Origin of the sequence: Massilia pinisoli (genome assembly GCF_024753285.1) — a bacterium.
In the GTDB taxonomy this organism is placed as follows: Bacteria; Pseudomonadota; Gammaproteobacteria; order Burkholderiales; family Burkholderiaceae_D; genus Telluria; species Telluria pinisoli.
In genome coordinates this window covers 166,665-189,176 of record NZ_JANUGW010000005.1, presented here as the reverse complement: position 1 = coordinate 189,176, position 22,512 = coordinate 166,665, and the positions used below count along the sequence as shown (strand labels likewise).

General features: G+C 66.4%; 18 protein-coding genes and 4 tRNA genes. 19 read left to right on the top strand and 3 right to left on the bottom strand.

What is annotated here, in order from left to right:
• Nucleotides 1-87: 87 nt before the first annotated feature.
• The 4 genes from NX784_RS09060 to NX784_RS09045 all read left to right on the top strand — a co-directional run bounded on the left by NX784_RS09060 (nt 88) and on the right by NX784_RS09045 (nt 3,973).
• Nucleotides 88-1,299 (top strand): amino acid aminotransferase, encoded by a 1,212-nt coding sequence (locus tag NX784_RS09060; protein ID WP_258816323.1) that lies wholly within the window; start codon nt 88-90, stop codon nt 1,297-1,299.
• A gap of 46 nt (nt 1,300-1,345) precedes the next feature.
• Nucleotides 1,346-1,421 (top strand) — tRNA-Asn (locus NX784_RS09055).
• Between the two features lie 85 nt (nt 1,422-1,506).
• Nucleotides 1,507-1,582: transfer RNA gene (locus NX784_RS09050), tRNA-Asn, on the top strand.
• Between the two features lie 192 nt (nt 1,583-1,774).
• A complete protein-coding gene (locus tag NX784_RS09045) occupies nt 1,775-3,973 on the top strand; it encodes a cellulase family glycosylhydrolase (RefSeq protein ID WP_258816322.1) in 2,199 nt (732 codons plus the stop codon).
• 81 nt (nt 3,974-4,054) lie between these two features.
• On the opposite strand, the gene purT is transcribed toward NX784_RS09045, so the two are convergent.
• On the bottom strand, nt 4,055-5,266 hold the full coding sequence (gene purT / locus NX784_RS09040) for a formate-dependent phosphoribosylglycinamide formyltransferase (RefSeq protein ID WP_258816321.1): 1,212 nt from the start codon (nt 5,264-5,266) through the stop codon (nt 4,055-4,057).
• A gap of 113 nt (nt 5,267-5,379) precedes the next feature.
• On the opposite strand from purT, the gene NX784_RS09035 reads away from it, so the two are divergent.
• The 12 genes from NX784_RS09035 (at nt 5,380) to NX784_RS08980 (ending at nt 17,138) form a co-directional block, all read left to right on the top strand.
• A tRNA-Asn gene (locus NX784_RS09035) sits at nt 5,380-5,455 on the top strand.
• Nucleotides 5,456-5,507: 52 nt separating this feature from the next.
• A complete protein-coding gene (locus NX784_RS09030; protein ID WP_258816320.1) occupies nt 5,508-6,671 on the top strand; it encodes a serine hydrolase domain-containing protein in 1,164 nt (387 codons plus the stop codon).
• Entirely contained in the window at nt 6,664-7,767 is a 1,104-nt protein-coding gene (locus NX784_RS09025; protein ID WP_258816319.1) for an acyl-CoA dehydrogenase family protein, read from the top strand. The genes NX784_RS09030 and NX784_RS09025 overlap by 8 nt, the downstream gene beginning before the upstream one ends.
• A 22-nt stretch (nt 7,768-7,789) precedes the next feature.
• Nucleotides 7,790-7,865 (top strand) — tRNA-Asn (locus tag NX784_RS09020).
• 73 nt (nt 7,866-7,938) lie between these two features.
• Nucleotides 7,939-8,487 carry a hypothetical protein gene (locus NX784_RS09015; protein ID WP_258816318.1) on the top strand — a complete coding sequence of 183 codons (549 nt, stop codon included), beginning with the start codon at nt 7,939-7,941 and terminating at the stop codon, nt 8,485-8,487.
• A gap of 89 nt (nt 8,488-8,576) precedes the next feature.
• On the top strand, nt 8,577-9,794 hold the full coding sequence (locus NX784_RS09010) for a YeeE/YedE family protein (protein WP_258816317.1): 1,218 nt from the start codon (nt 8,577-8,579) through the stop codon (nt 9,792-9,794).
• A gap of 99 nt (nt 9,795-9,893) precedes the next feature.
• Nucleotides 9,894-11,279, top strand: coding sequence for an MFS transporter (locus NX784_RS09005; protein WP_258816316.1), 1,386 nt, complete (start codon nt 9,894-9,896; stop codon nt 11,277-11,279).
• 25 nt (nt 11,280-11,304) lie between these two features.
• Nucleotides 11,305-12,399, top strand: a complete 1,095-nt coding sequence (locus tag NX784_RS09000; RefSeq protein ID WP_258816315.1) for a tartrate dehydrogenase — start codon at nt 11,305-11,307, stop codon at nt 12,397-12,399.
• A 41-nt stretch (nt 12,400-12,440) separates the two neighbouring features.
• Entirely contained in the window at nt 12,441-12,776 is a 336-nt protein-coding gene (locus NX784_RS08995) for an HNH endonuclease signature motif containing protein (protein ID WP_258816314.1), read from the top strand.
• Between the two features lie 105 nt (nt 12,777-12,881).
• Nucleotides 12,882-14,864: a beta-L-arabinofuranosidase domain-containing protein gene (locus NX784_RS08990; RefSeq protein WP_258816313.1), complete on the top strand. Its 1,983-nt coding sequence runs from the start codon at nt 12,882-12,884 to the stop codon at nt 14,862-14,864.
• A gap of 130 nt (nt 14,865-14,994) precedes the next feature.
• The gene (locus tag NX784_RS08985) at nt 14,995-15,303 is read left to right on the top strand and encodes a hypothetical protein (RefSeq protein WP_258816312.1); all 309 of its coding nucleotides are present in this window, start codon (nt 14,995-14,997) and stop codon (nt 15,301-15,303) included.
• 209 nt (nt 15,304-15,512) lie between these two features.
• Nucleotides 15,513-17,138: a response regulator gene (locus NX784_RS08980; protein ID WP_258816311.1), complete on the top strand. Its 1,626-nt coding sequence runs from the start codon at nt 15,513-15,515 to the stop codon at nt 17,136-17,138.
• Between the two features lie 75 nt (nt 17,139-17,213).
• Here the strand turns inward: NX784_RS08980 and NX784_RS08975 are convergent, their stop codons facing one another.
• Together NX784_RS08975 and NX784_RS08970 are read right to left on the bottom strand one after the other, a co-directional pair.
• Nucleotides 17,214-17,672 carry a response regulator gene (locus NX784_RS08975; protein ID WP_258816310.1) on the bottom strand — a complete coding sequence of 153 codons (459 nt, stop codon included), beginning with the start codon at nt 17,670-17,672 and terminating at the stop codon, nt 17,214-17,216.
• 19 nt (nt 17,673-17,691) lie between these two features.
• On the bottom strand, nt 17,692-19,932 hold the full coding sequence (locus tag NX784_RS08970; RefSeq protein ID WP_258816309.1) for an ATP-binding protein: 2,241 nt from the start codon (nt 19,930-19,932) through the stop codon (nt 17,692-17,694).
• Between the two features lie 289 nt (nt 19,933-20,221).
• Between NX784_RS08970 and NX784_RS08965 the strand changes: the two genes are divergently transcribed.
• The 3 genes from NX784_RS08965 to NX784_RS08955 are packed head-to-tail and all read left to right on the top strand — an operon-like array spanning nt 20,222 to nt 22,358.
• Entirely contained in the window at nt 20,222-20,584 is a 363-nt protein-coding gene (locus tag NX784_RS08965) for a nuclear transport factor 2 family protein (RefSeq protein WP_258816308.1), read from the top strand.
• Between the two features lie 15 nt (nt 20,585-20,599).
• Nucleotides 20,600-21,457: an alpha/beta fold hydrolase gene (locus NX784_RS08960; RefSeq protein WP_258816307.1), complete on the top strand. Its 858-nt coding sequence runs from the start codon at nt 20,600-20,602 to the stop codon at nt 21,455-21,457.
• Nucleotides 21,458-21,485: 28 nt separating this feature from the next.
• Nucleotides 21,486-22,358: a helix-turn-helix domain-containing protein gene (locus tag NX784_RS08955; RefSeq protein ID WP_258816306.1), complete on the top strand. Its 873-nt coding sequence runs from the start codon at nt 21,486-21,488 to the stop codon at nt 22,356-22,358.
• Nucleotides 22,359-22,512 lie beyond the last annotated feature (154 nt).

Below are 22,512 nucleotides of genomic sequence, written 5' to 3'. Positions count from 1 at the left end.
ATGAGAATCCGCTTGCGATCTGGCACGGTCCAGACCGCCTATCTATACAACCGCTGCGAACCCAGCCGACAAACCAAGTTTATCACGATGAATTCCCCAGCTTCTGCCAGCATCTTCAGCGCCATCGCTATGGCTCCCCGCGATCCGATCCTCGGCATCACCGAGGCCTTCAACGCAGATACCAACCCCGCCAAGATCAATCTGGGCGTGGGCGTCTACTATGATGACAACGGGAAAGTGCCGCTGCTGCAATGCGTTCAGAAAGCGGAAGCGAAGCTGATGGAACAGCCGACGCCGCGTACCTATCTGCCGATCGAAGGCCTGGGCGCGTACGACAAGGCTGTGCAAGAACTCGTATTTGGTGCCGACAGCGCCGTAATTCAAGAGAAACGTGCCGTCACGGTGCAAGCCCTGGGCGGCACCGGCGCGCTGAAGATCGGCGCCGACTTCCTGAAGCGCTTCTCGCCGGATTCGCAAGTCTACATCAGCGATCCGAGCTGGGAAAACCACCGCGCGCTGTTCGAAAGCGCCGGTTTCACCGTCAACAACTACGCCTACTACGACGCAGCCACGCACGGCGTCAACTTCGACGCGATGCTGGCCGCCTTGAAAGCGATGCCGGAAGGTTCGATCGTCGTGTTGCACGCCTGCTGCCACAACCCGACCGGCGCCGAACTGAACGCCGACCAGTGGGGCCAGGTGATCGACGTCGTGCGCGCCAACAACCTGATCCCGTTCCTCGACATGGCCTACCAGGGCTTCGGCGACGGCATCGCGGAAGACGGCGCCGTCGTGCGCCGCTTCACCAACACCGCCGGCCCGCTGCTCGTGTCGAACTCGTTCTCGAAGTCGTTCTCGCTGTACGGCGAGCGCGTGGGCGCGCTGTCCGTCGTCGCCGCGACGGCGGAAGAGGCCGCTCGCCTGCTGTCGCAGCTGAAGCGCATCGTCCGCACCAACTACTCGAACCCGCCGACGCACGGCGGCAAGGTCGTCGCGACCGTCCTGTCGACGCCGGAACTGCGTCAGCTGTGGGAAGACGAGCTGGCCGGCATGCGCGTCCGCATCAAGCAGATGCGCGAAGAACTGGTGAAGAAGCTGGCCGCCAAGGCACCGGGTTCGGACTTTGCGTTCGTGCGCCAGCAGGTCGGCATGTTCTCGTACTCGGGCCTGACGAAGCAGCAAGTCGAGAAGCTGCGTGCAGAATCGATCTACGCCGTGGACACGGGCCGCATCTGCGTGGCCGCGCTGAACTCGAAGAACATCGATACCGTCGTTGACGCGATCGCAAAAGTTCTCTAAACTCTTGCTTCTTTCGCTGCGGCATCTGTCGTAGCGAAAGATCTTTTCCCTGATAGCTCAGTCGGTAGAGCGACGGACTGTTAATCCGCAGGTCCCTGGTTCGAGTCCAGGTCGGGGAGCCAAGATTCAAAGCCTCGGTAGTGCGTGCACAATTGGCAACCTTGCCTGTGCAAGCGCGCTGCCGGACGCTATAATAGCAACACCTATTCCCTGATAGCTCAGTCGGTAGAGCGACGGACTGTTAATCCGCAGGTCCCTGGTTCGAGTCCAGGTCGGGGAGCCAGAATTCAAGAAAGGACATCGAGAAATCGATGCCCTTTTTTCGTTTTGGCGGCCGGCGTCCTTGCCGGCCAGGCCGGCCACGTTCCACGTCGCGGGATTTTCGAGGCCACTTGTCGAAAAACGGAATTGAACTCATCCGCACGATTGCCAATGATGTGTTCTTTGGTCCGTTGAAACTGGTGGAGTGATGGAGATGAACAAGAGAATGATGTGCCTCGTGGTTGCCGTTGCCACGGCGCTGGCAGGATGTGGTGGTGGTGGCGGTGGGGCCTCGGCGGGCACGAGCAGCACGGGTGGCACGACCGGCACGGGTGGCTCCGCCGGAACGGGAACGCCGAGCCCGCCGGCGGTAACCAGCGTCAGCGCCGTGAACGCGACCGGTGCCGATTTCGCGACGGCAGCCAGTCCGCGTCTGAACCAGCAGGCCTATTTCCAGGTCACGGGCAGCAACCTGCCTGCCGGCGTGACGCTGGCCGTGCCCGGCTGCGCCGACATGAACACGGTCTCCACCAGCACCACCGAAGTGCACTTCAAGTGCACGCCGGTGGGCGTGGCTGGCACCCGGGCCGTCACGGTCCTCGACAAGCCGGGTGGCACGACGCTGTCCAGCAGTTCGGTCGCCGTGCAGGCCGCGACCCCCGCCGGCGACGACGTGCCGCTGCCGATGCCCACATATGGCTTCAACCTCGGCAATTCGCTGGAAGCCGTCTGGGGCTATTCCGTGCCGACCGCGGCCGTGTTCACGAGCGCCGCGGCGGCCGGATTCAACGCCGTGCGTATCCCTTGCGCCTGGGTGTCGAATGCCGACAAGGTCACCGGAAAGATCGATCCCGCGTACATGGCCAAGGTCAAGCAGGCCGTGGACTCGAGTATCGCCGCCGGCATGTATGTCATGATCAACGTCCACTGGGACAATGGCTGGTTCGACAGCAATATCGGCGACACGGTCGACCCGGCCCTCGACGCCAAGTACCGCGATGTCTGGTCGCAGATCGCCACCGCGTTCGCCGGCTACGACAACCATCTGCTGTTCGCGGCCGCGAACGAGCCGGACATCAAGACGCCCACGAAGATGAAGACGCTGTTCGCGTATTACCAGAGCTTCGTCGACACGGTCCGTGCCGCCGGCGGCAAGAACGCCAACCGCTGGCTCATCCTGCCGATCCAGGGCGACGCGTCGTGGATCACCGCGATGCCGACCGATTCGACGACGCACCGCGTGATGCTCGAGTTCCACAACTACACGCCGTCGCTGTTCACGATCATCCACGACGACCAATCGTGGGGCAAGGCCATCTATTACTGGGGCACTGCCTACCACAACCCGGCCGACCCGACCCGCAACGCCACGTTCGGCGAGGAGGGCGACATCGACTGGGGATTCCAGCAGTTGAAGGAACAGTTCGTCGACAAGGGCATCCCCGTGCTGATCGGCGAATTCCAGGCCGCGTCGACGCCGGGCCTGACGGGCGATGCGAAGACGTGGAACAGCGCATCCGCGCTCTACTGGAACAAGTTCGTGGGCGATTCCGCCCGCGCCCACGGCCTGAGCCCATTCTACTGGAGCACGCCGAACGCGCCATTTACGTATGACAGCGCCGGCACCATCACGAGCCCGGACGTCGTCAACGTCCTGACCGGCGGCGCCGCACCGCCGCCGCCGAACGGCGCGCCGTATGCGGTGACGGGGCTCGCCGCGACGGGCGCCACGGGCAAGGTGTCGCTGTCGTGGAATGCCGTCGCCGGTGCCACCAGCTACAGCCTCTACCGCACGACGAAGTCGGGCTCCGAGCCCGCCGCGGCGTCCGTCACCGGCATCACCGGCACGTCGTACACGGATACCGGCCTGAACGACGGCACCACGTATTACTACCGGGTCGTCGCCGTCAACGGTTCGGGCGCATCCGGCTTCTCGACCGAGGCGCATGCGGCCACGCCCGGCACGAACCCCGATCCGGCGCAGTTCTCGTTCGAGACCGACACCCGTGCATGGACGCCGAGCGGCGCGCAGATCAGCGGGGTCGCCACGTCCACCGCCCAGCACTATGCGGGCAAGCAGTCGATGGCGGTGAATTTCGGCGGCACGTCGGGCGGGACGTCGTCGGTGGATGCCAGCTACATCGTCGTACCTCCCGGCGCAACGGTGACGTTCCACGTGTGGGTGCCGGCCGGCAGCGCGATCACGACGATCGAGCCGTACGCGACGGACTACAACTGGGGCTGGAGCTCGAATCCGACCGGCAGCTTCACGGCCGGCGCGTGGACCACGGTGACGCTCACGGTGCCGCCGGCCGCCATCACGCCGCTCAATCGGCTCGGCCTGAGATTCACGACCAGCGGCGCGTGGACCGGGACCGTCTACGTCGATGCGATCGACTGGACGGCGCCGTAGGCCTCTATCGTTCGCAAACCTCCATGCGTTTGGTGGGCACGTTTCATTTGGGGCCCCCGGCCCCAAATGCCCGCCATCACGTCAGCGGCCCACGACCGGCTTCACTTTCGAGGCTGCCTCCAGCGCGCGCGCACGCGCCGTGTCGACGTCATCCGCCGTCGCCAGCGCCACGCCCATGCGGCGGCGCGCGAACGACTCCGGCTTGCCGAACAGGCGGATGTCGCTGCCCGGCCCGCGCAGCGCGTCCGCGACGCCTTCGAACGCGATGCCCGCTTCCTCCAGCTGGCCGTAGATCACGGCGGACGCGCCCGGCGCGCGCAGCGCCGTGTTCACGGGCAGGCCGAGGATCGCTTTCGCGTGCAGTTCGAATTCGCTTTGCACTTGCGTGGCCATCGTGACCATGCCCGTGTCGTGCGGGCGCGGGCTCACTTCCGAGAACCACACCATGTCGCCCTTGACGAACAGCTCGACGCCGAACACGCCCTGGCCGCCCAGGTTCGCCGTGACCTTCTCGGCGATCTCCTGCGCGCGCTGCAGCGCGACCGGGGCCATCGGTTGCGGCTGCCACGATTCGACGTAGTCGCCATGCACCTGCTTGTGGCCGATCGGTTCGCAGAAGCGCGTCTCGACGTTGCCGTCGGCGCCGACGGCGCGCACGGTCAGCAAGGTGATCTCGTAGTCGAAGTCGATGAATCCTTCGACGATGACGCGGCCCGCATCCACGCGCCCGCCGGACGCGGCGTAGTGCCACGCGTTCTCGACGTCCGCGGCGCTGTCCAGCTTCGATTGACCCTTGCCCGACGACGACATCACGGGCTTCACGACGTTCGGAAAACCGATCTCGGCGCACGCGGCCTTCAGCTCGTCGAGGCTCGACGCGAAACGGTACGGCGACGTGGCCAGGCCCAGCTCCTCGGCGGCGAGGCGGCGGATGCCTTCGCGGTTCATCGTCAGCTGCGCGGCGCGCGCGGTCGGGATGCAGGTGATGGTGCCTGCCGCTTCCAGCTCGGCCAGCCTGGCGGTGGCGATCGCCTCGATCTCGGGCACGACGAGGTCCGGCCGCTCGCGCTCGATCAGCGCGGCCAGCGCGTCGCCGTCCGTCATGTCGATCACGTGCGCGCGGTGTGCGACCTGGTGGCCGGGCGCGTTCGGATAGCGGTCGACGGCGATCACTTCGACACCGAGGCGTTGCAACGAGATGATGACTTCCTTGCCGAGCTCGCCGGAGCCGAGCAGCATGACTTTCGTTGCGGAAGGGGAGAGGGGCGTGCCGAGGGTGCGTGCAGTGGTCATGAGGAAATAAGGTTGGGTCGCAAAGAGTGGCGACTATAACAAACCGCGCCGCCCGGCGCACGCGAGGCCGGCATTTGGCAATCCCGGATTTCCTGCTATAATATTGCCTCAATTCCCTGATAGCTCAGTCGGTAGAGCGACGGACTGTTAATCCGCAGGTCCCTGGTTCGAGTCCAGGTCGGGGAGCCAGAATGCAAGGCCTTGCGAGCGATCGCAAGGCCTTTTTCGTTTGGGGATGCCGATGAATCAAATCCTGACCACCCTCATGGGCACGCTGGCCATTGTCGCCGGCCTGTTCTGGCATGCGCCGGCGTTGGCGCGCAGCGACTGTGCCGACTATTTCTTCAATCCGCAGAACCGCTATCCGCACAACACGGCCAGCGCCGCTCCAGCGCCGTTCCCGCTGAAGCCGGGCCCGGCATTGGGCGACGTGACGTACAAGCTGCGCGACGATCCGACCACTTACACGCTCGAGCAATATCTAACGACATTCTGCACCACGGGATTTCTTGTCCTGAAGGACGACCGGATCGTTTTCGAGCGTTATTTCCAGGGCCGCAAGCCGAGCGACAGTCTGCTGTCCGCCTCGATGTCGAAATCGATACTCGCGCTGTTGATGGGAATCGCCGTCAGGGACGGCAAGCTGGCTCTCGACGAACGTGTCGCGGCGGTGCTGCCCGATTTCAAGGACAGTGCGTTTGCCGATGTGACGATCGAAGACCTGTTGCGCATGGCGTCGGGCGTCGCGATGGTCAACTCGTTCGAGCCGGGCGCCGACGCGGACAACCAGGCGATCAATCCGATCATCGCCCCGCGGCAGAATGTGCACGACTACCTGAAAGCCAAGAAGGAACGCGCCGCGGCGCCCGGTACGGCGTTCGCGTACAACGGCGCGCAAACCGCGTTGCTGGGCCTGATCCTCGCCAAGCGCTTGAACACGAACAACCTGACCGCTTATCTCCAGGAGAATCTCTGGATGCCGATGGGCGCCGGAGCCAGCGGATATTGGATCAAGAACTATCACGACGAAGAGGGCGTGCAGGGACAATTCGCCGCAACGCTGCACGACTATGCGCGGCTGGGCTATCTCGTCATGAACCAGGGCCGCGTGGATGGCAAACAGATCGTGCCCGCCGACTGGATTGCGAAGATGACGGAGCTGCGGCGCGACAAACCGCAACCGTCGCACCCGCCGTTCTACGGACTCCAGATCTGGATACCGCAAGCGGCCGGCGGACGGTCGATGTTCTGGGGTGTCAACGGCCAGAACATTTTCATCGATCCCGTGGCGCGGGTCGTGATCGTCCATACGGGGAACGGTCCGCACGCGGAGTTCGACGGCAACCGGCACCTGTTCGCGCTGCGGGACGCGATCGTGCGCCACCTGAGTGCATCGCATGACTGACGCATCCCCGCTCGCGCCGCGCGACGCCGCGCGCATCGCCCGCCACGCGGCCGCCGCCGACGCGGAGGGCTGGCTGCACCCGGCGCAGCAGGCGCTGATTCACCACCGCGGCTGGCTGCGCATGCTGGCGCCGCGCGCCGTCGGCGGGGAAGAGCGCCCGCTGCCGGACGTCGTGCGGCTGGAAGAGGCGATCGCGCGGGTCGACGGCAGCGTCGGCTGGACGGTGACCTTGTGCGCCGGCGCCGGCTGGTTCGCGGGCTTCCTGCCGCCGCACCTGGCGCGCGCGATCCTCGCGACGCCGCGCGCCGGCCTCGCGGGCAGCGGCGCCCCGACCGGCCACGCGGACCGCGAGGGCGACGGTTGGCGCATCGGCGGCGAGTGGGACTACGCGAGCGGCGCGCCGATGGCCACGCACTTCACGTTCAACGCCTGGCTGCGCGAGAACGGCCGGCCGCTGTGCGACGCGGACGGACAGCCGCGCATGCTGGCGTTCGTCGTGCCGAAAGCCATCGTCGAGATCGTGCCCCGCTGGCGCAGCATCGGCCTCGCCGCGACGGCGTCGCACGCCTACCGCGTCCGCGGCGCGTGGGTTCACGCGGACCACGGCTTCGTCATCGACCCGGCTTGCGCGCGCGCGCAAGGCCCGCTGTACCGCTTTCCATTTCTGCCGTTCGCGTTCGTCACGTTGGCCGCCAACGTCGCTGGGATGGCGGCCCATTTCGTCGACCTGGCGGCCGCTTGCATCGCGCGCCGCCGCAACCGCTTTGGCGCGCACAACGAACCGCTGATCGAGGTGCCGGCCGTGCGCGCCGCGCTGGACGGCGCCCGCGACCGCCTGGACGACGTGCGCGGCCGTTTCTATGCGCTGCTGGATGCGTGCTGGGCCGACGTGGCGGCGGGCGGCGCCGTCGGCGACGAAGAGGCCGCCCAGATGCAGGCGCTCGCGCAGGAATGGGTCGCGGCGGCGCGGCACGCGGTCGACACGTTGTACCCGTACTGCGGCCTCGTCGCGGCAAGCCGGGACAGCGACATCAACCGTGCGTGGCGCGACTTCCATACGGCGTCGCAACACGCGCTCTTGATGCCGCAAGGTTGAGCCGCTATAATGCGGCCTCCATTCCCTGATAGCTCAGTCGGTAGAGCGACGGACTGTTAATCCGCAGGTCCCTGGTTCGAGTCCAGGTCGGGGAGCCAGAATTCGAAAGGCCGTGTATTGTTCTGCAGTACACGGCCTTTTTGCTATGCAATTCGCGACGGGGAGATGACGATGTCCGGAAGACGATCGGGCGCGCTGGCGCTGGCAGCCCTGCTGACGAGCGGTTGCACCATGAACTCGACGGTGCCGCTGGCAACCGGTGGCGCGCCTCATGCGGGCCGTGCCGTGATCGTCTACGGCGTCGGCGTCGACGGCCCGTGGGCTTACCCCAACTTCGCAGTACAACTGACCGAGTACAGCATCGAGAAGCAGGCCATCACGGGCAATTGCTTCCGCTTCAACCGGGTCGACGCGGTCGTGCCGGCCACGGCCATCGGCATCCGCTATTTCGCGTTCGACGTCGCGCCCGGCAGCTATGTGTACAGTCCGATGAACGGGGCGCAGCCGAACGGCGAACCCGTCGCGTTCCGCGCCCCGGCGGGGCGTGCCGTCTACCTGGGCGATTTCGTCTACGGCAAGGATGGGCGCGTCACGCGCGGCGGTAATCTCGACGGTGAAAAATCCGCGATCCGCCAGGCGCTGCCGGCCGTGCCGGACGACCTGGCCCTCGCGGACACGGTCGTCGTCGCGGCGCCGAAGCCGTTCCTCTGCGCGCCCTGACGCAGTCGCGGCCAATCCGGGCCGTCGCCAGCAGCAAACAAAAAAACGAGCGAAAATAACGACTTACGTCATCCATCGCTCGTTTCCAAATGTCTATTTCTGCTTCTCCGTCACTGCGTGGCGGCATCGACGTCAATCCGAAACCGCTCGGCGTGTCGCTGCTGCTCATCGTCCTCGGCGCCTGGTACCTGGCGCAGACCGTCGATACGAAACATGCCGCGCTGTTCGTCGTCGGCGCGCTGCTGGGCCTCGTGCCGTACCACGCCGCGTTCGGCTTCACGTCCGCGTGGCGTGTGTTCATCGCGGACGGCCGCGGCGCCGGCCTGCGCGCGCAGATGATCATGCTCGCCGTCGGCGTCGCCCTGTTCTTCCCCGCATTGTCCGCCGGCGCCTTGTTCGGCAATCCCGTCACGGGCCTCGTGTCGCCCGCGGGCACGTCCGTCGTCGTCGGCGCGTTCCTGTTCGGCATCGGCATGCAGCTGGGCGGCGGGTGTGCGTCCGGCACCTTGTACACGGTGGGCGGCGGCAGCACGCGCATGATCGTGACCCTGGCCGCGTTCATCGCCGGCTCCGTCATCGCCACGGCGCACATGCCGTTCTGGACGGCACTGCCGCATCTGCAACCCATCTCGCTCGTGAAGACGCTGGGCCTCGCGCCCGCGCTGCTGCTGAACTGGGCCGTGTTCGCGCTGATCGCCGCCGTCACGGTTGTCGTCGAGAAGCGCCGCCATGGACGGCTCGTCGCGCCCATGCTGCGGCCCGCGCAGGCGTCGCCGTGGCTGCACGGCCCGTGGCCGCTGGTGGCGGGCGCCGTCGCGCTCGTCGTGCTGAACTTCGCGACGCTCGCGTTGTCGGGCCGGCCGTGGGGCGTGACCTCGGCATTCGCGTTGTGGGGCGCGAAGGCCGCGCAGCTCGTCGGCATCGATACGGCGAGCTGGACGTACTGGTCGACGAAGGCGAACGCCGCCGCGCTGGCCGCGCCCGTGTCGCACGACGTGACCTCCGTGATGGACATCGGCATCGTGCTCGGCGCGATGCTGGCGGCCGCGCTCGCGGGCCGCTACGCGCCGCAGTGGCGCGTGCCGCTGCGTTCGCTCGTCGCGGCCGTCGTGGGCGGACTGCTGCTCGGCTATGGCGCGCGCCTCGCGTACGGCTGCAATATCGGCGCGTACTTCAGCGGCATCGTGTCGGGCAGCCTGCACGGCTGGCTGTGGCTCGTCGCCGCGTTCGCCGGCAACGTTCTCGGTACGCGGCTGCGGCCGCTGTTCGGGCTCGAGGTCGAGCGGGTGAAGCGGAGCGCGTGCTGAGCCGTTTCGCCTGTCAGTACGGGCCGTATGAAAAACGGCGGCCCGCTGCACGCTTCGTCCAACGGGCCTACAATCGATCCTTTGCCGTCAGGATCGAGCATGCAAGCAACAGTCAATACAACACCTCTCGAACACGACGGACTCCCGCCCGGACCCCGCATCTGGGCCATTCTCGCCCTCTCGCTGGGCGTCGGCATGTCGGCACTCGACACCGCCATCGCCAACACGGCGCTGCCCGCGATGGCGCAGCAATTGCACGCCTCGCCGGCCGACTCCGTGTGGATCGTGAATGCTTATCAACTGGCGATGGTCGCCACGTTGCTGCCGATCGCGGCGCTGGGCGAGACCATCGGCTACCGCCGCATCTACGTGGCCGGCATGGCGTTGTTCACGCTGGCGTCGCTCGCGTGCGCGCTCGCGTGGTCGCTGCCGCTGCTGATCATCGGACGGCTGTTCCAAGGGCTCGGCGCCGCCGCCATCATGGGCGTCAACACGGCGCTGCTGCGCGCAACGTACCCGGCCGCGCTGCAGGGGCGCGGCTTCGGCAATAACGCACTCGTCGTCGCCGTCGGGTTCGCGCTGGGGCCGAGCCTCGCGTCGATCATCCTCGCGGCGTCATCGTGGCAATGGCTGTTCGGCATTAACGTGGTGCCGGGCATCGTCGCATTTTTCATGGCGCGCAAGGTCTTGCCGGACACGCGCCGCGCCAGCCACAAGGTCGACGTCGTCGCCGGCGTCTTCAACGTTATCGCGTTCGCGATGGCCGTGCTGGCGCTGGGCGACGCGGCGCACCGCGTGCCCGTCGCGACCCTGCTGCCCGAAGCGCTGGTTGCGCTCGTGTTCTTCGGCCTGCTGCTGCGGCGCGAACGGGGCCATCCGGCGCCGCTGTTGCCGGTCGATCTGTTCCGGCGGCCATTGTTTGCACTGTCGACCATCACCGCGATCTGCACGTTCGCCGCGCAGGCGCTGGCATTCGTCGCGCTGCCGTTCTACTTCGAGACGACGCTGGGCCGCTCGCCCGTCGAAACAGGCTTCCTGATGACGCCGTGGCCCGTGCTCGTCGGCGTGATGGCACCCATCGCCGGGCGCCTGTCCGACCGGTATTCGCCGGGCCTGCTGGGCGGTATCGGCCTCGTGATCCTCGCCGCGGGCCTCGTCGCGATGATGACCTTGCCGGCCGACCCGTCGGCCCTCGCCATCGGCTGGCGGATGGCCGTGTGCGGCATCGGCTTCGGCTTCTTCCAGGCACCCAATGTGAAAGCGATCATGGGCAGCGCGCCGGCCTCGCGCGGCGGCAGCGCCAGCGGCATGGTCGCGACCGCGCGCCTGACGGGGCAGGCGACGGGCGCCGCGCTTGTCGCGTTCTGTCTTACTATTTCCCATGTGCGCGGACCATGGCTCGCGCTCGGCATCGCGGCCGCGTTCTCGGCCGCGGCCAGCGTCGCGAGCTTCTCGCGCCTCGTCGTCGCGGCGCCGGCCGTGTGAGCCGGATACATTACAAGGACAACAAATGACACGACGTTTCAAGATCGCCGCCATCGCCGGCGACGGCATCGGCAAGGAAGTGCTGCCGGAAGGCCTGAAGGTATTGGCCGCGGCGGCCGAGCGCTTCAACCTGCATCTCGACTTCGCGCATTTTCCATGGGCCAGTTGCGACTGGTACATGCAGCACGGCGAGATGATGCCGCCGGACTGGAAGGAGCAATTGTCCGGGATGGACGCGATCTATTTCGGCGCCGTCGGCTGGCCCGCGCTCGTGCCGGACCACGTGTCGCTGTGGGGCTCGCTGCTCAAGTTCCGGCGCGAATTCGACCAGTACATCAACCTCCGTCCCGTCCGGCTGTTCGAAGGCGTGCCATGCCCGCTGGCCGGCCGCAAGCCGGGTGACATCGACTTCTTCGTCGTGCGCGAAAACACGGAAGGCGAGTACACGAACCTGGGCGGCGTGATGTTCCCCGGCACCGAGCGCGAAATGGTGATCCAGGAATCCGTGTTCACGCGCCACGGCACCGACCGCGTGCTGCGCTACGCGTTCGAGCTGGCCAACGCGCGCCGGCGCCGTCACCTGACGGTCGCGACGAAATCGAACGGCATCGCCATCAGCATGCCGTGGTGGGACGGCCGCGCGGACGCGATCCACGCCGACTATCCGCAAGTCACCGTCGACAAGCAGCACATCGACATCCTGACGGCGCGCTTCGTGCTGCAGCCGGACCGCTTCGACGTCGTCGTGGCGTCGAACCTGTTCGGCGACATCCTGTCCGACCTCGGCCCCGCGTGCACGGGCACGATCGGCCTGGCGCCGTCGGGCAACCTGAACCCGGACCGCACGTTCCCGTCGCTGTTCGAGCCCGTGCACGGGTCCGCGCCGGACATCGCCGGCCAGGGCATCGCCAACCCCATCGCGATGATCTGGTCGGGCGCGATGATGCTCGCGTTCCTCGCGGCCGGTCCGAACCCGGACCCGCGCTGCGGCGAGGCGCACGACGCCATTGTCGCGGCCATCGAGGAGGTGCTGCGCACGGGCCCGCGCACGGGGGACCTGGGCGGCACGGCGACGACGGTCGAAGTCGGCGATGCCATCGCGGCGCGCGTGCGCGGCTGAGAGGCACTTTAAACGGCGGCGCCCGCCTCGATATGGAGCCCATGGCGCGCCGTCCCGTTCTTCCCGTTCCTCCCGACCCGCCGCCCGCGGCCGACGGTCCGTGCCCGCTGTGCGGCCGGCCGCTCGGCACGGTCAACATCGACCGCCATCACCTCGTCCCGAAGTCGATGAAGGGCAGGGAGCAATTCCCCATCCACAAGATCTGCCATCGCAAGATCCACGCGACCTTTTCCGAACGCGAATTGCTGCGCGCGTATCACACGTGGGACGCGCTGCGGGACGATGCCGATATTCGCGCGTTCATCGACTGGGTGGCGACGAAGCCGCCCGGGTTTTATGCGCGGACTTTTACCTCGAATAAAAAGAAGAGCCGCTGACGCCCTCCATTTTTGTCTCCGATTTCTTCATTTTCATTCTTGACTCGCCATGGGGAGGCGGCCCATATTCGGCTTCTGCTATCCCATTCGACGAAAGGCTGTCCCATGTCGTTTACCCGGCGTTCGATGCTCAAAGCGACCCTGGCGGCGCTGCCGGCGCATTGTGCCGCCCACGACCTTGGTCAACCGGTGCCCCCGGTGTCGGGCGCCGCACCGGTCGATGCGGCCCGCGCCTTCCTGGCAAATCAGGTGCGCCTGCTGCCGGGCAGTCCGTTTTACGCACGGCAGGAACTGCATCGAAATGGGGTGCTCGCGGCTTACGATCCCGACAAACTGCTTTACCACTACCGCGCTGTCGCCAAGCTTCCCCAAAAAGAAGGTGTCGACAAGGGGTACGACGGCTGGGACAGTGAATTTATCCGTGGGCACATGACCGGGCATTATTTGTCGGGCGCATCGCGCATGGCGGCGGCGACGGGAAGCCTCCTGTTCCGCGACCGGGTGAACTATCTCGTGGGTGAGCTCGCCGCATGCCAGCGGGCGCTGAATCTGGACGGCTACCTGGCCGCCTTTCCCACGGCCGCGTTCGACCAGCTCGAGGGCAAGCCCGGAGCCGATGCCCAGGGCATCGGCGTGCCTTATTACACGATCCAGAAGATCATGTCGGGCCTCGTCGACGCCTATACCTATGTCGGCAACAAGCAGGCACTGGACGTCGTCACGAGGATGGCCGACTATTTTGGGAAACGGCTCGCGGCGCTGGATGCCGCGCAGATCGACAAGATGTTCCGGACGGACGGCAGCCGCAATCCACAAAACGAGTTTGGCGCGATGAGTGACGCGCTCACGGAACTTTTTAAAATCAGCAACGATCCGCGCCACCTCGAATTTGCCCGCATGTTCCATCGCGCCTGGTTCGTCGGTCCGCTTGCCGAGGGCGAGGATAGGCTGGGCGGCTTGCACGCCAATACGCACATCGCGCCGGCAGTGGGCCTTGCCAACTCGGCGAACGTCGACGGCGACCCGGTCGAATTGAAAGCGTCCGAGAATTTCTGGCGACTGGTCGCGCACCGGCATTCGTTCGCCAACGGCGGCAACTCGTTCAACGAATGGTTCGACAAACCCGGTGTGGAGGCCGGCCCGTCCATCGATAGTCAGAAGGCGTTGCCCCCGACCACCGCCGAAACGTGTAACACGCACAATATGCTGAAGCTGACCGCGAGGCTGTTCGAGCGCAACCGCCGTGCGGAACTCGCCGACTACTACGAGCGCGCGTTGTACAACCACGTGCTCGCGTCGGTGGCGCCCGACACGGGTGCCGTGACCTACTTCACGCCGTTCCATGGGGATTTCCGCACCTATCTTCGCGGCACCTTTTGCTGTTCGGGCACCGGTCTCGAAAACACCGCACGCTACAACGAAGGCATTTACTTTCACAACGATGGTGCGCTGTGGGTGAACCTGTACATCCCATCCGAGCTCAGCTGGCGGGAACGTGGGATGGTATTGCGGCAGCAAGGCGACATCACGCGGGGGGAGCCGGTGCACATGACGGTGGTGAAGCCTGGCGCCCACGCCGTCACGCTCCACCTGCGCATTCCCGCGTGGGTGGCCAAGCCGGTGACAGTCAGCATCAACGGCAAGCCGCAGCGCGTTGACGCCAAGCCGGCAAGTTATCTCGCGTTGCGGCGGCAATGGAAAGCCGGCGACGTGATCGACCTGACGCTTCCCGCGGGGCTGCGCCTCGAGCAAGCGATGGACGATGCCTCGATGATCTCGATATTCCACGGCCCCGTGCTGCTGGCCGGAGAACTCGGCAAGGCCAATATGCATGCCAGCGACGTGGGCGACAAGGATGCCTATTTGAAGATCGCGCCAGTGGCGGTGCCCGATATCGTCAGCACGTCCGGCGATCCCGCCGATTGGCTCGTTCCACTCGCCGGCGATCCGTCCGCGTTCCAGATCAAGGACGCCGGTCCGGCAAGCGGCATCGTCGTGCGGCCGTTATTCGACCTGCACCATCAACGATATTCCGTGTATTGGCGCCTGCGCAAGGACACGCGACCGCACCTGGTCGGATCGAGATGACGCAATGTTGTGGTGGATGGGGCGTGGTAAACCCTGATTCAAATTGGCACGACGAGAAATTTACGGCGTCATCAAGTACAACCGTGCGGGCCGGGACGATCCGCACTGGTCGGATAACGGAGCGTGAGCCATGAAAACAATAGTGCTTTGTCTGTCTTTGTCGGTGCCATTCCATCCAGTCCTGGCAAATGAACAGCTTCCAAACGATGTGCGGACTTTCATCGAAACACGCGAGGGTTGCGATCACATGCGAGGCGAACTACCTGATCCAGTCGATAAACATCGCACGCAACAGCTGCGGCGCGAAACACGGAAGCTGTGCAAGGGAACTGATCAGAAACTGGCGCAGCTCAAGAGAAAGTATGCAAAAAATTCGTCGGTGTTGCAGCACCTCGACGCATTCGAACCTGCCGTCGAGGAAGTCCAGAAAACGCATTAGCCAACAAAGTAGTGCGCCGCCCGCATCAGCAGTTGCTCATAGGCATCGAGACTCAGGGCAATCGAGCTTGCGCCCGCCCGCGATATCGAATTGTCCCACCGTCGTACGCTTCAATCGAGCAACGTCACCCGCCATGGTTGGTGTAAAATCAACCCTTACTATTTTGCAATTTTGGTTCTCTCTTCCATGCCGTTTCCTGCCGTTTTGCAATGAACCAAGACGACCCCAGCGCCTGCTCGATCCTGCTGATCGATGACGAACCCTTTGCCGAGGACATCATTTCCCATGGCATGAAAGGGTGCGCGTCGTATGGGCTGCGGTATGCCCGCGACCCCGGCATGGCGGTCGCGCTGGCGAAGGAGATCGGTGCGACGGTCATCCTCGTCGACTTGCGGATGCCGGAAGCCGACGGCTTCGAGGTCACGCGCCGCCTGCGCGCCGACAAGGACACGGAGCATATTCCCGTCATCCTGCTGTCGTCCGAAGAAGATCCCGAAATCAAGGCGAAGGCGTTCGCCGTCGGTGCGAACGATTACCTCGTCAAATGGCCCGATCCGCGCGAGCTCGTCGCGCGCGTGCGCTACCACAGCGATGCGTGCATCGCCCGGCGCCAGCGCGACGCTGCGTTCGTGTCGCTGCGCCACAGCCAGGAACAGCTCGCGGCCAGCCAGTCGGCGCTGCACCAGGCGCAGAAGATGGAGGCCATCGGCCAGTTGACGGGCGGCGTCGCCCACGATTTCAACAACGTCCTGCAGATCATCGGCGGCAACCTGCAATTGCTGAAACTGGTCGGCAACTTGAACGATGCGGGCAAGGCACGCGTCGACATGGCGCTGGCTGGCGTCGAGCGCGGTGCCAAGTTGTCGTCGCACCTGCTTGCGTTCGCGCGCCGCCAGCCGCTGCAGGCCGTCGTGATCAATCCCGGCCACCTGCTGCGCGAGATGGACGACATGATGCGCCGCGTGCTCGGCCCGCGCGCGCGCGTCGTGACCGAGATCGCGGCAGGCCTCGGCAGCACGCTCGTCGACCCGAGCCAGCTCAACAACGTGCTGCTGAACCTCGCCATCAATGCGCGCGACGCGATGGCCGGCAGCGGCACGCTGACGATCCACGCCGCCAACGTCGGACCCGACGGCCCGTTGCCCACCGAAGTGCCGATCGGCCATTACGTGCTGATCGAAGTCGCGGACACCGGCAAGGGCATGGCGCAGGAAGTGCTGGAGCGCGCGTTCGAACCGTTCTTCACGACCAAGCCGACGGGGCAGGGGACGGGGCTCGGGCTGTCGATGGCCTACGGCTTCGTCAAGCAGTCCGGCGGCGAGATCGTCCTCAAGAGCGAGCCGGGCAAGGGCACCAGCGTGCGCATCTACCTGCCGCGCACCGAGGCCGAGGCCGTGCGCGCGGAACACGTCGCGTCCGGGCCGCTGCTGGGCGGCATCGAGACGATCCTCGTCGTCGAGGACGAGGAAGACGTGCGCAGCACGACGTGCGGCATCCTGTCCGCGCTGGGCTACCGCGTGCTGGAAGCGCCAGACGCCGCGCGCGCCGTCGAGATCGTCGAGGGCGGCCAGCACATCGACCTCGTGTTCACGGACGTGATCATGCCGGGGCCCGTGAGCAGCCTGCAGCTGGGCGACGTCGTGCGGACGCGGCTGCCGCAGGCGCAGATCCTGTACACGTCGGGTTATGCGGAGGGCGTGCTCGCGCACGAGGGGAAGCTGGAGGCGTCCGTGAACCTGTTGCAGAAGCCGTATCACCCGGACGCGCTCAGTGCGCGCATCCGGCACCTGTTGCGGCGGCGGCGTGCCGAGGTGGCCGCCAGCGCTACGCACTAAATCCGGCGATAGGGCGCGCTGCGTCTGCGCATGGTGGGCACCCCGTGCCCACGCGAATTCCGCGCCGTCGGCCGATTATTTATTGGGCTTGATGTAGCGCTGCGACCCCGGCGGCGGTTCGTTCAGCACGGCCCAGAAGATGCCCAGGTCCGCGATCGCGCGCACGAATTCCGTGAAATCGACGGGCTTGACCACGTAGGCGTTCACGCCCATTTCGTAGCTGCGTACCAGGTCCTGTTCTTCCCGCGACGAGGTGAGCATCACGACGGGCAGGGGCTTCAAGCCTTCGGTGGTGCGGATCTCACGCAGCACTTCGAGGCCATCCACTTTCGGCAGTTTCAGGTCGAGCAGCACGACGGCCGGGTTGCCGGCCGGGCGCGCCGCGTAGTCGCCGCGGCGGTGCAGGTAGTCCAGCGCCTCGGCGCCATCGCGCACGATGATGACCTGGTTGGCGAGCTGGCTTTTCGACAAAGCGATCAGCGTCAGTTCGAGATCGTTGGGGTTGTCTTCGACCAGCAGGATGGGCTTGAGCATGAGTATCTACGAATGACGGTCAATATTGGTTCTGTTTTGGGAGCGCGAACGAGAACGTCGCTCCCTCGCCTTGCACGGACCGGGCCCAGACCCGCCCGTCGTGGCGCTCGACGATGCGGCGCACGTTCGCGAGGCCGATGCCGGTGCCCGCGAAGTCTTCCATCCGGTGCAGGCGCTGGAACACGCCGAACAGCTTGTGCACGTATTCCATGTTGAAGCCGGCGCCGTTGTCGGCCACGTGGAACACGGTCTCGTGCGGATGGTCTTCCGCGTGGACGCGGATTACGGCCGGATCGCGCTGGCCCGTGAACTTGACGGCGTTCGACAGCAGGTTGAACACGGCCAGGTGTACGAAGGTCGGGTCGGCCCAGATCGTGGGCAGCGGGCCGATGTCCCACTCGATGTTGCGGCCGCGCGTTTCCAGCGCCAGCTTGTCGATGCAGGAGGCCACGAGGTCGTTCATGTCCACGGTCGTGGGGCGCAGCGACGCGCGGCCCATCTGCGAGAACGACAGCAGGTCGTCGACGAGCTTGCCGGCCAGGCGCGCCGCTTCCTTGATGTTCTTGAGGAAGCGCTGGCGCTGCTGGGCGTCCTCGCTGCCGGCCGATTCGAGCAGCAGGTCGGCGAAGCCGACGATGTGGCGCAGCGGCGCGCGCAGGTCGTGCGAGACGGAATACGAGAACGCCTCCAGTTCCTTGTTCGCGCGGCCCAGTTCCTCGGCCAGTTCGGCCATCTGCTCGGCGCGTTCGAGCGCGATGCCCAGCAGCGCGGTGCGGAATTCCAGCGCCAGCTCGATCTCGCCGCCGTGCCACGGCAGGCTCGTGCCGTGGATCGTCTCGCGCCACGCGGCGAAGCTCGTGCGCGGCGACAGCTGCGTGGGCGCGCCGGCTGCCGGCTCCTTCGCGTGCGGATTGCCGGCCCATTCGATCGTGTGCACCCACTCCGGCCGGAACCACAGCAGGTAGTGCTTGTGGATGCGCGAGATCGGCATCGCCAGCAGGCCGCTGGCGTTGCGCGCGAACCGCTCCGCCGGCGGGTACAGCGCGGACAGCTTATCGGTGTGGAAGACGTCCCCGTGGTCGTGCAAGGTGAGCCAGTCGACGAGGGCCACGATGTCGTCCTGCTCCGGCGTGTCGCCGTACGTGAGCACCCGGTCGTCGACGACGATCGCCGCGCCGGCCGCGCGCGCGAAGCGCAGCAGGTCGGGGAACACGTTGGCAAGGTTCTCGATGAAGTCGCTGCCCTGCGTGAGGCCGGCCAGCATCGACACCATCGTGCGCCGCACCTCGAGGCGGAACTGCAGCTCGGCCGCGTCCTCGCGCGACTCGATGCACAGCGCGAGGATCTGCCCCAGTTGCTCGCACGCCGTGCGCTTCTCGAACGCGACCGGGGCCGCGTCCTCGTTGTGGCACGAGATCAGGCCCCACAGCCGGCCCTTGACCATCAGCGACACGGACATCGACGCCAGCGTGTTCATGTTGCGCATGTACTGCAGGTGCACGGGCGAGACGCTGCGCAGCGCGGCGAACGACAGGTCGTTCGGCCGTCCGGTCACGGGGTTCAGCGCCGGCACGAGCGGCGCCGGCGTGTACGTCGCGTCCTGGATCAGGCGGATGCGCGACAGCTTGTACAGCTCGCGCGCCTGGACCGGGATGTCGGATGCCGGGAAGTGCTGCCCCAGGTACGAGTGATAGCGTTCGTCGCGCGCTTCCGCCATCACGTGGCCGTGGCCGTCGGCGTCGAAGCGGTACACGAGCACGCGCCCGAAGCCCGTGACCGAGCGCACGTGCTGGCACGCGAGCTGCGCCAGCGATTCGATGCTGCCCGCGCTGTTCACCTTCAGCAGGAAGTCGCCGATCAGCGGATACAGGTTGCGGAAATCGGCCGGCTCCGCGCGGTCCACGGCTTCGAATTCGGCGATCGTGACGCCGTCCCAGCGGTGCGCGAGCACGTCGAAGTGGCGGCCGTTGGCCGTGGCGACGGTGCCGAGGTAGTAGGGATGCGGGCCCCGGTCCGCCGCGAGTTCCGGCGCCAGGCGCTGCGCCGCCGCGGTGCCGATCACGTCGGCCAGCGGTCGCCCGATCGCTGCGTCCGCCGCCGTTCCGGACCATGCCGCCACGTTCGCGCTGGCCTGCAGCACGGTCAGATCGGGCGCCAAGGTGAGCAGGAAACCGTGGGGCTGGATGCTGCCGGGGGTGCGGATCGGTTCCTTGTCGCAGGTCGACAGGTCGAGGACGGGAACTGGAGCGGCCTGGGTCATGGATAACAGCGGTGGGGACGTCGGTTGCAAGTCCGGCATTTTACAATGAAACGGCAAACGTCAATTATGCTCGGCATGTTATTATGCAATATGCATAAAACAATGTTGCAGCGATACCTCATCGGTTTGTGCGCGAATCCGGCGAATTGGGCCGGAGAACGACCATGTTGTCGTTCCAGAAATGGGCAATTTGACGCCCGCGCGACGACGTCATTACCTGGGAGGTAATCGCCGCGCGGCGCGGCGGCGGGCACACTGGCTCCATCGTCAACCCACCAAGGAGCCCATCATGAACCAAGCCACCCATATCGCCGAACGCTACCTCGCCGCCTGGAACGAACGCGAACCGGCCGCCCGCCGCGCGCATGTCGTCCAAGTGTTCGCCCCGGATGCCAGCTACCTCGACCCGATCATGCGCGGCAGCGGCGTGGACGGCATCGACGCGATGATCGGCGCCGCCCAGCAGCAGTTCCCCGGCTGCCGGTTCGCGCTGCATGGCACGCCGTCCGGCCACAACGACGTCGTCCGCTTTTCCTGGTCGCTGGCCGCCGAGGCCGCACCGGACGCCGTGCTCGCCGTCGGCACCGACTTCGCCACCGTCGACGCGCAAGGCCGCCTGGTCCGCGTCACCGGTTTCCTCGATGCCGCCTAAGCAAAGGAGACGATCATGCACAATGCCCACACCTCCCGTCCGGCCCGCGCCTACACGAGCGCACCGAACACGATCATCGCCGGCGACGTCAACCTGTACTACCGCGACTGGGGCCGCGGCCGCCCCGTGCTGTTCGTGTCCGGCTGGTCGATGTGCTCCGATTCGTGGGGCTACCAGATGATGGCGCTGCAACGCCAGGATCTGCGCTGCATCGCCTTCGACCGGCGCGGCCACGGCCGCTCGTCCGACCCGGGCCGCGGCTACGACCTCGACACGCTCGCCGACGACATCGCGGCCGTCATCGAAGCGCTGGACCTGCGCGACGTCGTGCTCGTCGGGCACTCGATGGGCTGCAACGAGATCGTCCGCTACCTCACGCGCCACGGCAGCGCGCGGGTGGGGCAGGTGGCGCTGCTGGGGCCCATGACGCCCGGCGTCACGCTGTCGGCGACGAATCCGGAAGGGATCGATCCGGCGCTGCTGGAACAGTTCCGCGCCACGCAGCTGCTGCACGACTTCCCGCGCTGGATCGAGGAGAACGTCGAGCCCTTCGTCCCCGGCGCCGGCCCGCGCATGTGCGACTGGCTCGCGCAGATGGCCCTGCAATGCTCGCTGCAGGCGCTGCACGACTGCCACGTCGCCGTGCAGGCGTCGGACATGGGCGCGGAGCTGGAAGCGCTCGACGTGCCCGTGCTCGTGATCGCCGGGATGCTGGACGTCTCCGCGCCGTTCGCGCTGACGGCACGCCGCACGGCCGCCCTCGTGCCGGACTGCCGCCTCGTCGTGCTGGAAGATGCCGCGCACGGCATGTTCCTCACGCACGTGGAGCGGGTGAATGCCGAGCTGCTTGAGTTCGTCCGGGCCGCGGGGTAGATTCATGTTTTCCTATCAAGGAGGCGAGATGCAGGACGGACACGTGGAAGCGGCCGAGGCCCGCAGCGAGGGCTACTTCAGCGACTTCGGCTCGGCGCTGCGCTACTGGCGCACGCGGCGCGGCTACAGCCAGCTGCGGCTGGCGGTGGACTCCAGCGTCTCGCAGCGCCACCTGAGCTTCTTGGAAAGCGGGCGCGCCCAGCCGAGCCGCGACCTCGTGCTGAAGCTGGGCATCGCGCTGGACGTCCCGCTGCGGCAGCGCAACGCGATGCTGCTGGCGGCAGGCTTCGCGCCCGCCTACCAGGAACGCAACCTGTCCGACCCGGAGCTGTCGAGCGTGATGCAGGCGCTCGACTTCATGCTGCGCCAGCAGGCGCCGTTCCCCGCGCTCGTCGTCGACCGGCTGTGGAACCTCGTGCGCTTCAACGAGCCGGCCGCCGGCTTCATGAAGTGGCTGCTGGGGATGCCCGCCGACGCCGTCATCCCGCGCGACGGTTCCATCAACGTGCTGCGCCTGATGCTCGACCCGGCCGGCCTGCGGCCGCGCCTCGTCAACTGGCAGGCCGTGTGCGCCGACAGCCTGCTGTGGATCCAGCGCGAAGCCATGGCGGACGGCCCGGGCAGCGAGGCGACGGCGCTGCTGGCCGAGCTGTCCGCGCTGCCCGGCATCGCGGGCGGCCTCGCCCCGGACCACCACGTGCCGAACCTCGAGCGGCGCGCGCTGCCGTTCCTGCCGCTCACCCTCGCGCACGAGGGCGTCGAACTGAACCTGTTCACGACGATCACGACCTTGGGCACCCCGCACGACGTGACCGTGCACGAGTTGCGGCTGGAGTCGTTCTTCCCGGCGGATGGCGCGACGGCGGACTGGTTCCGCGCACGTTTCGGCGCGACAATATAACGGGTGTTGCGTTCTTGCTCATCAATTCCGGTGATTTTTCGTGAACATGCATCGAGGATGCACGTTTCTTGGTGGTCCGGTTTGCGAAAATTGGCAATGTGAAATTCGTTAAATGGCAGCGCGCGCGGCCATTTTTGCTGCGGTGTATGATGGG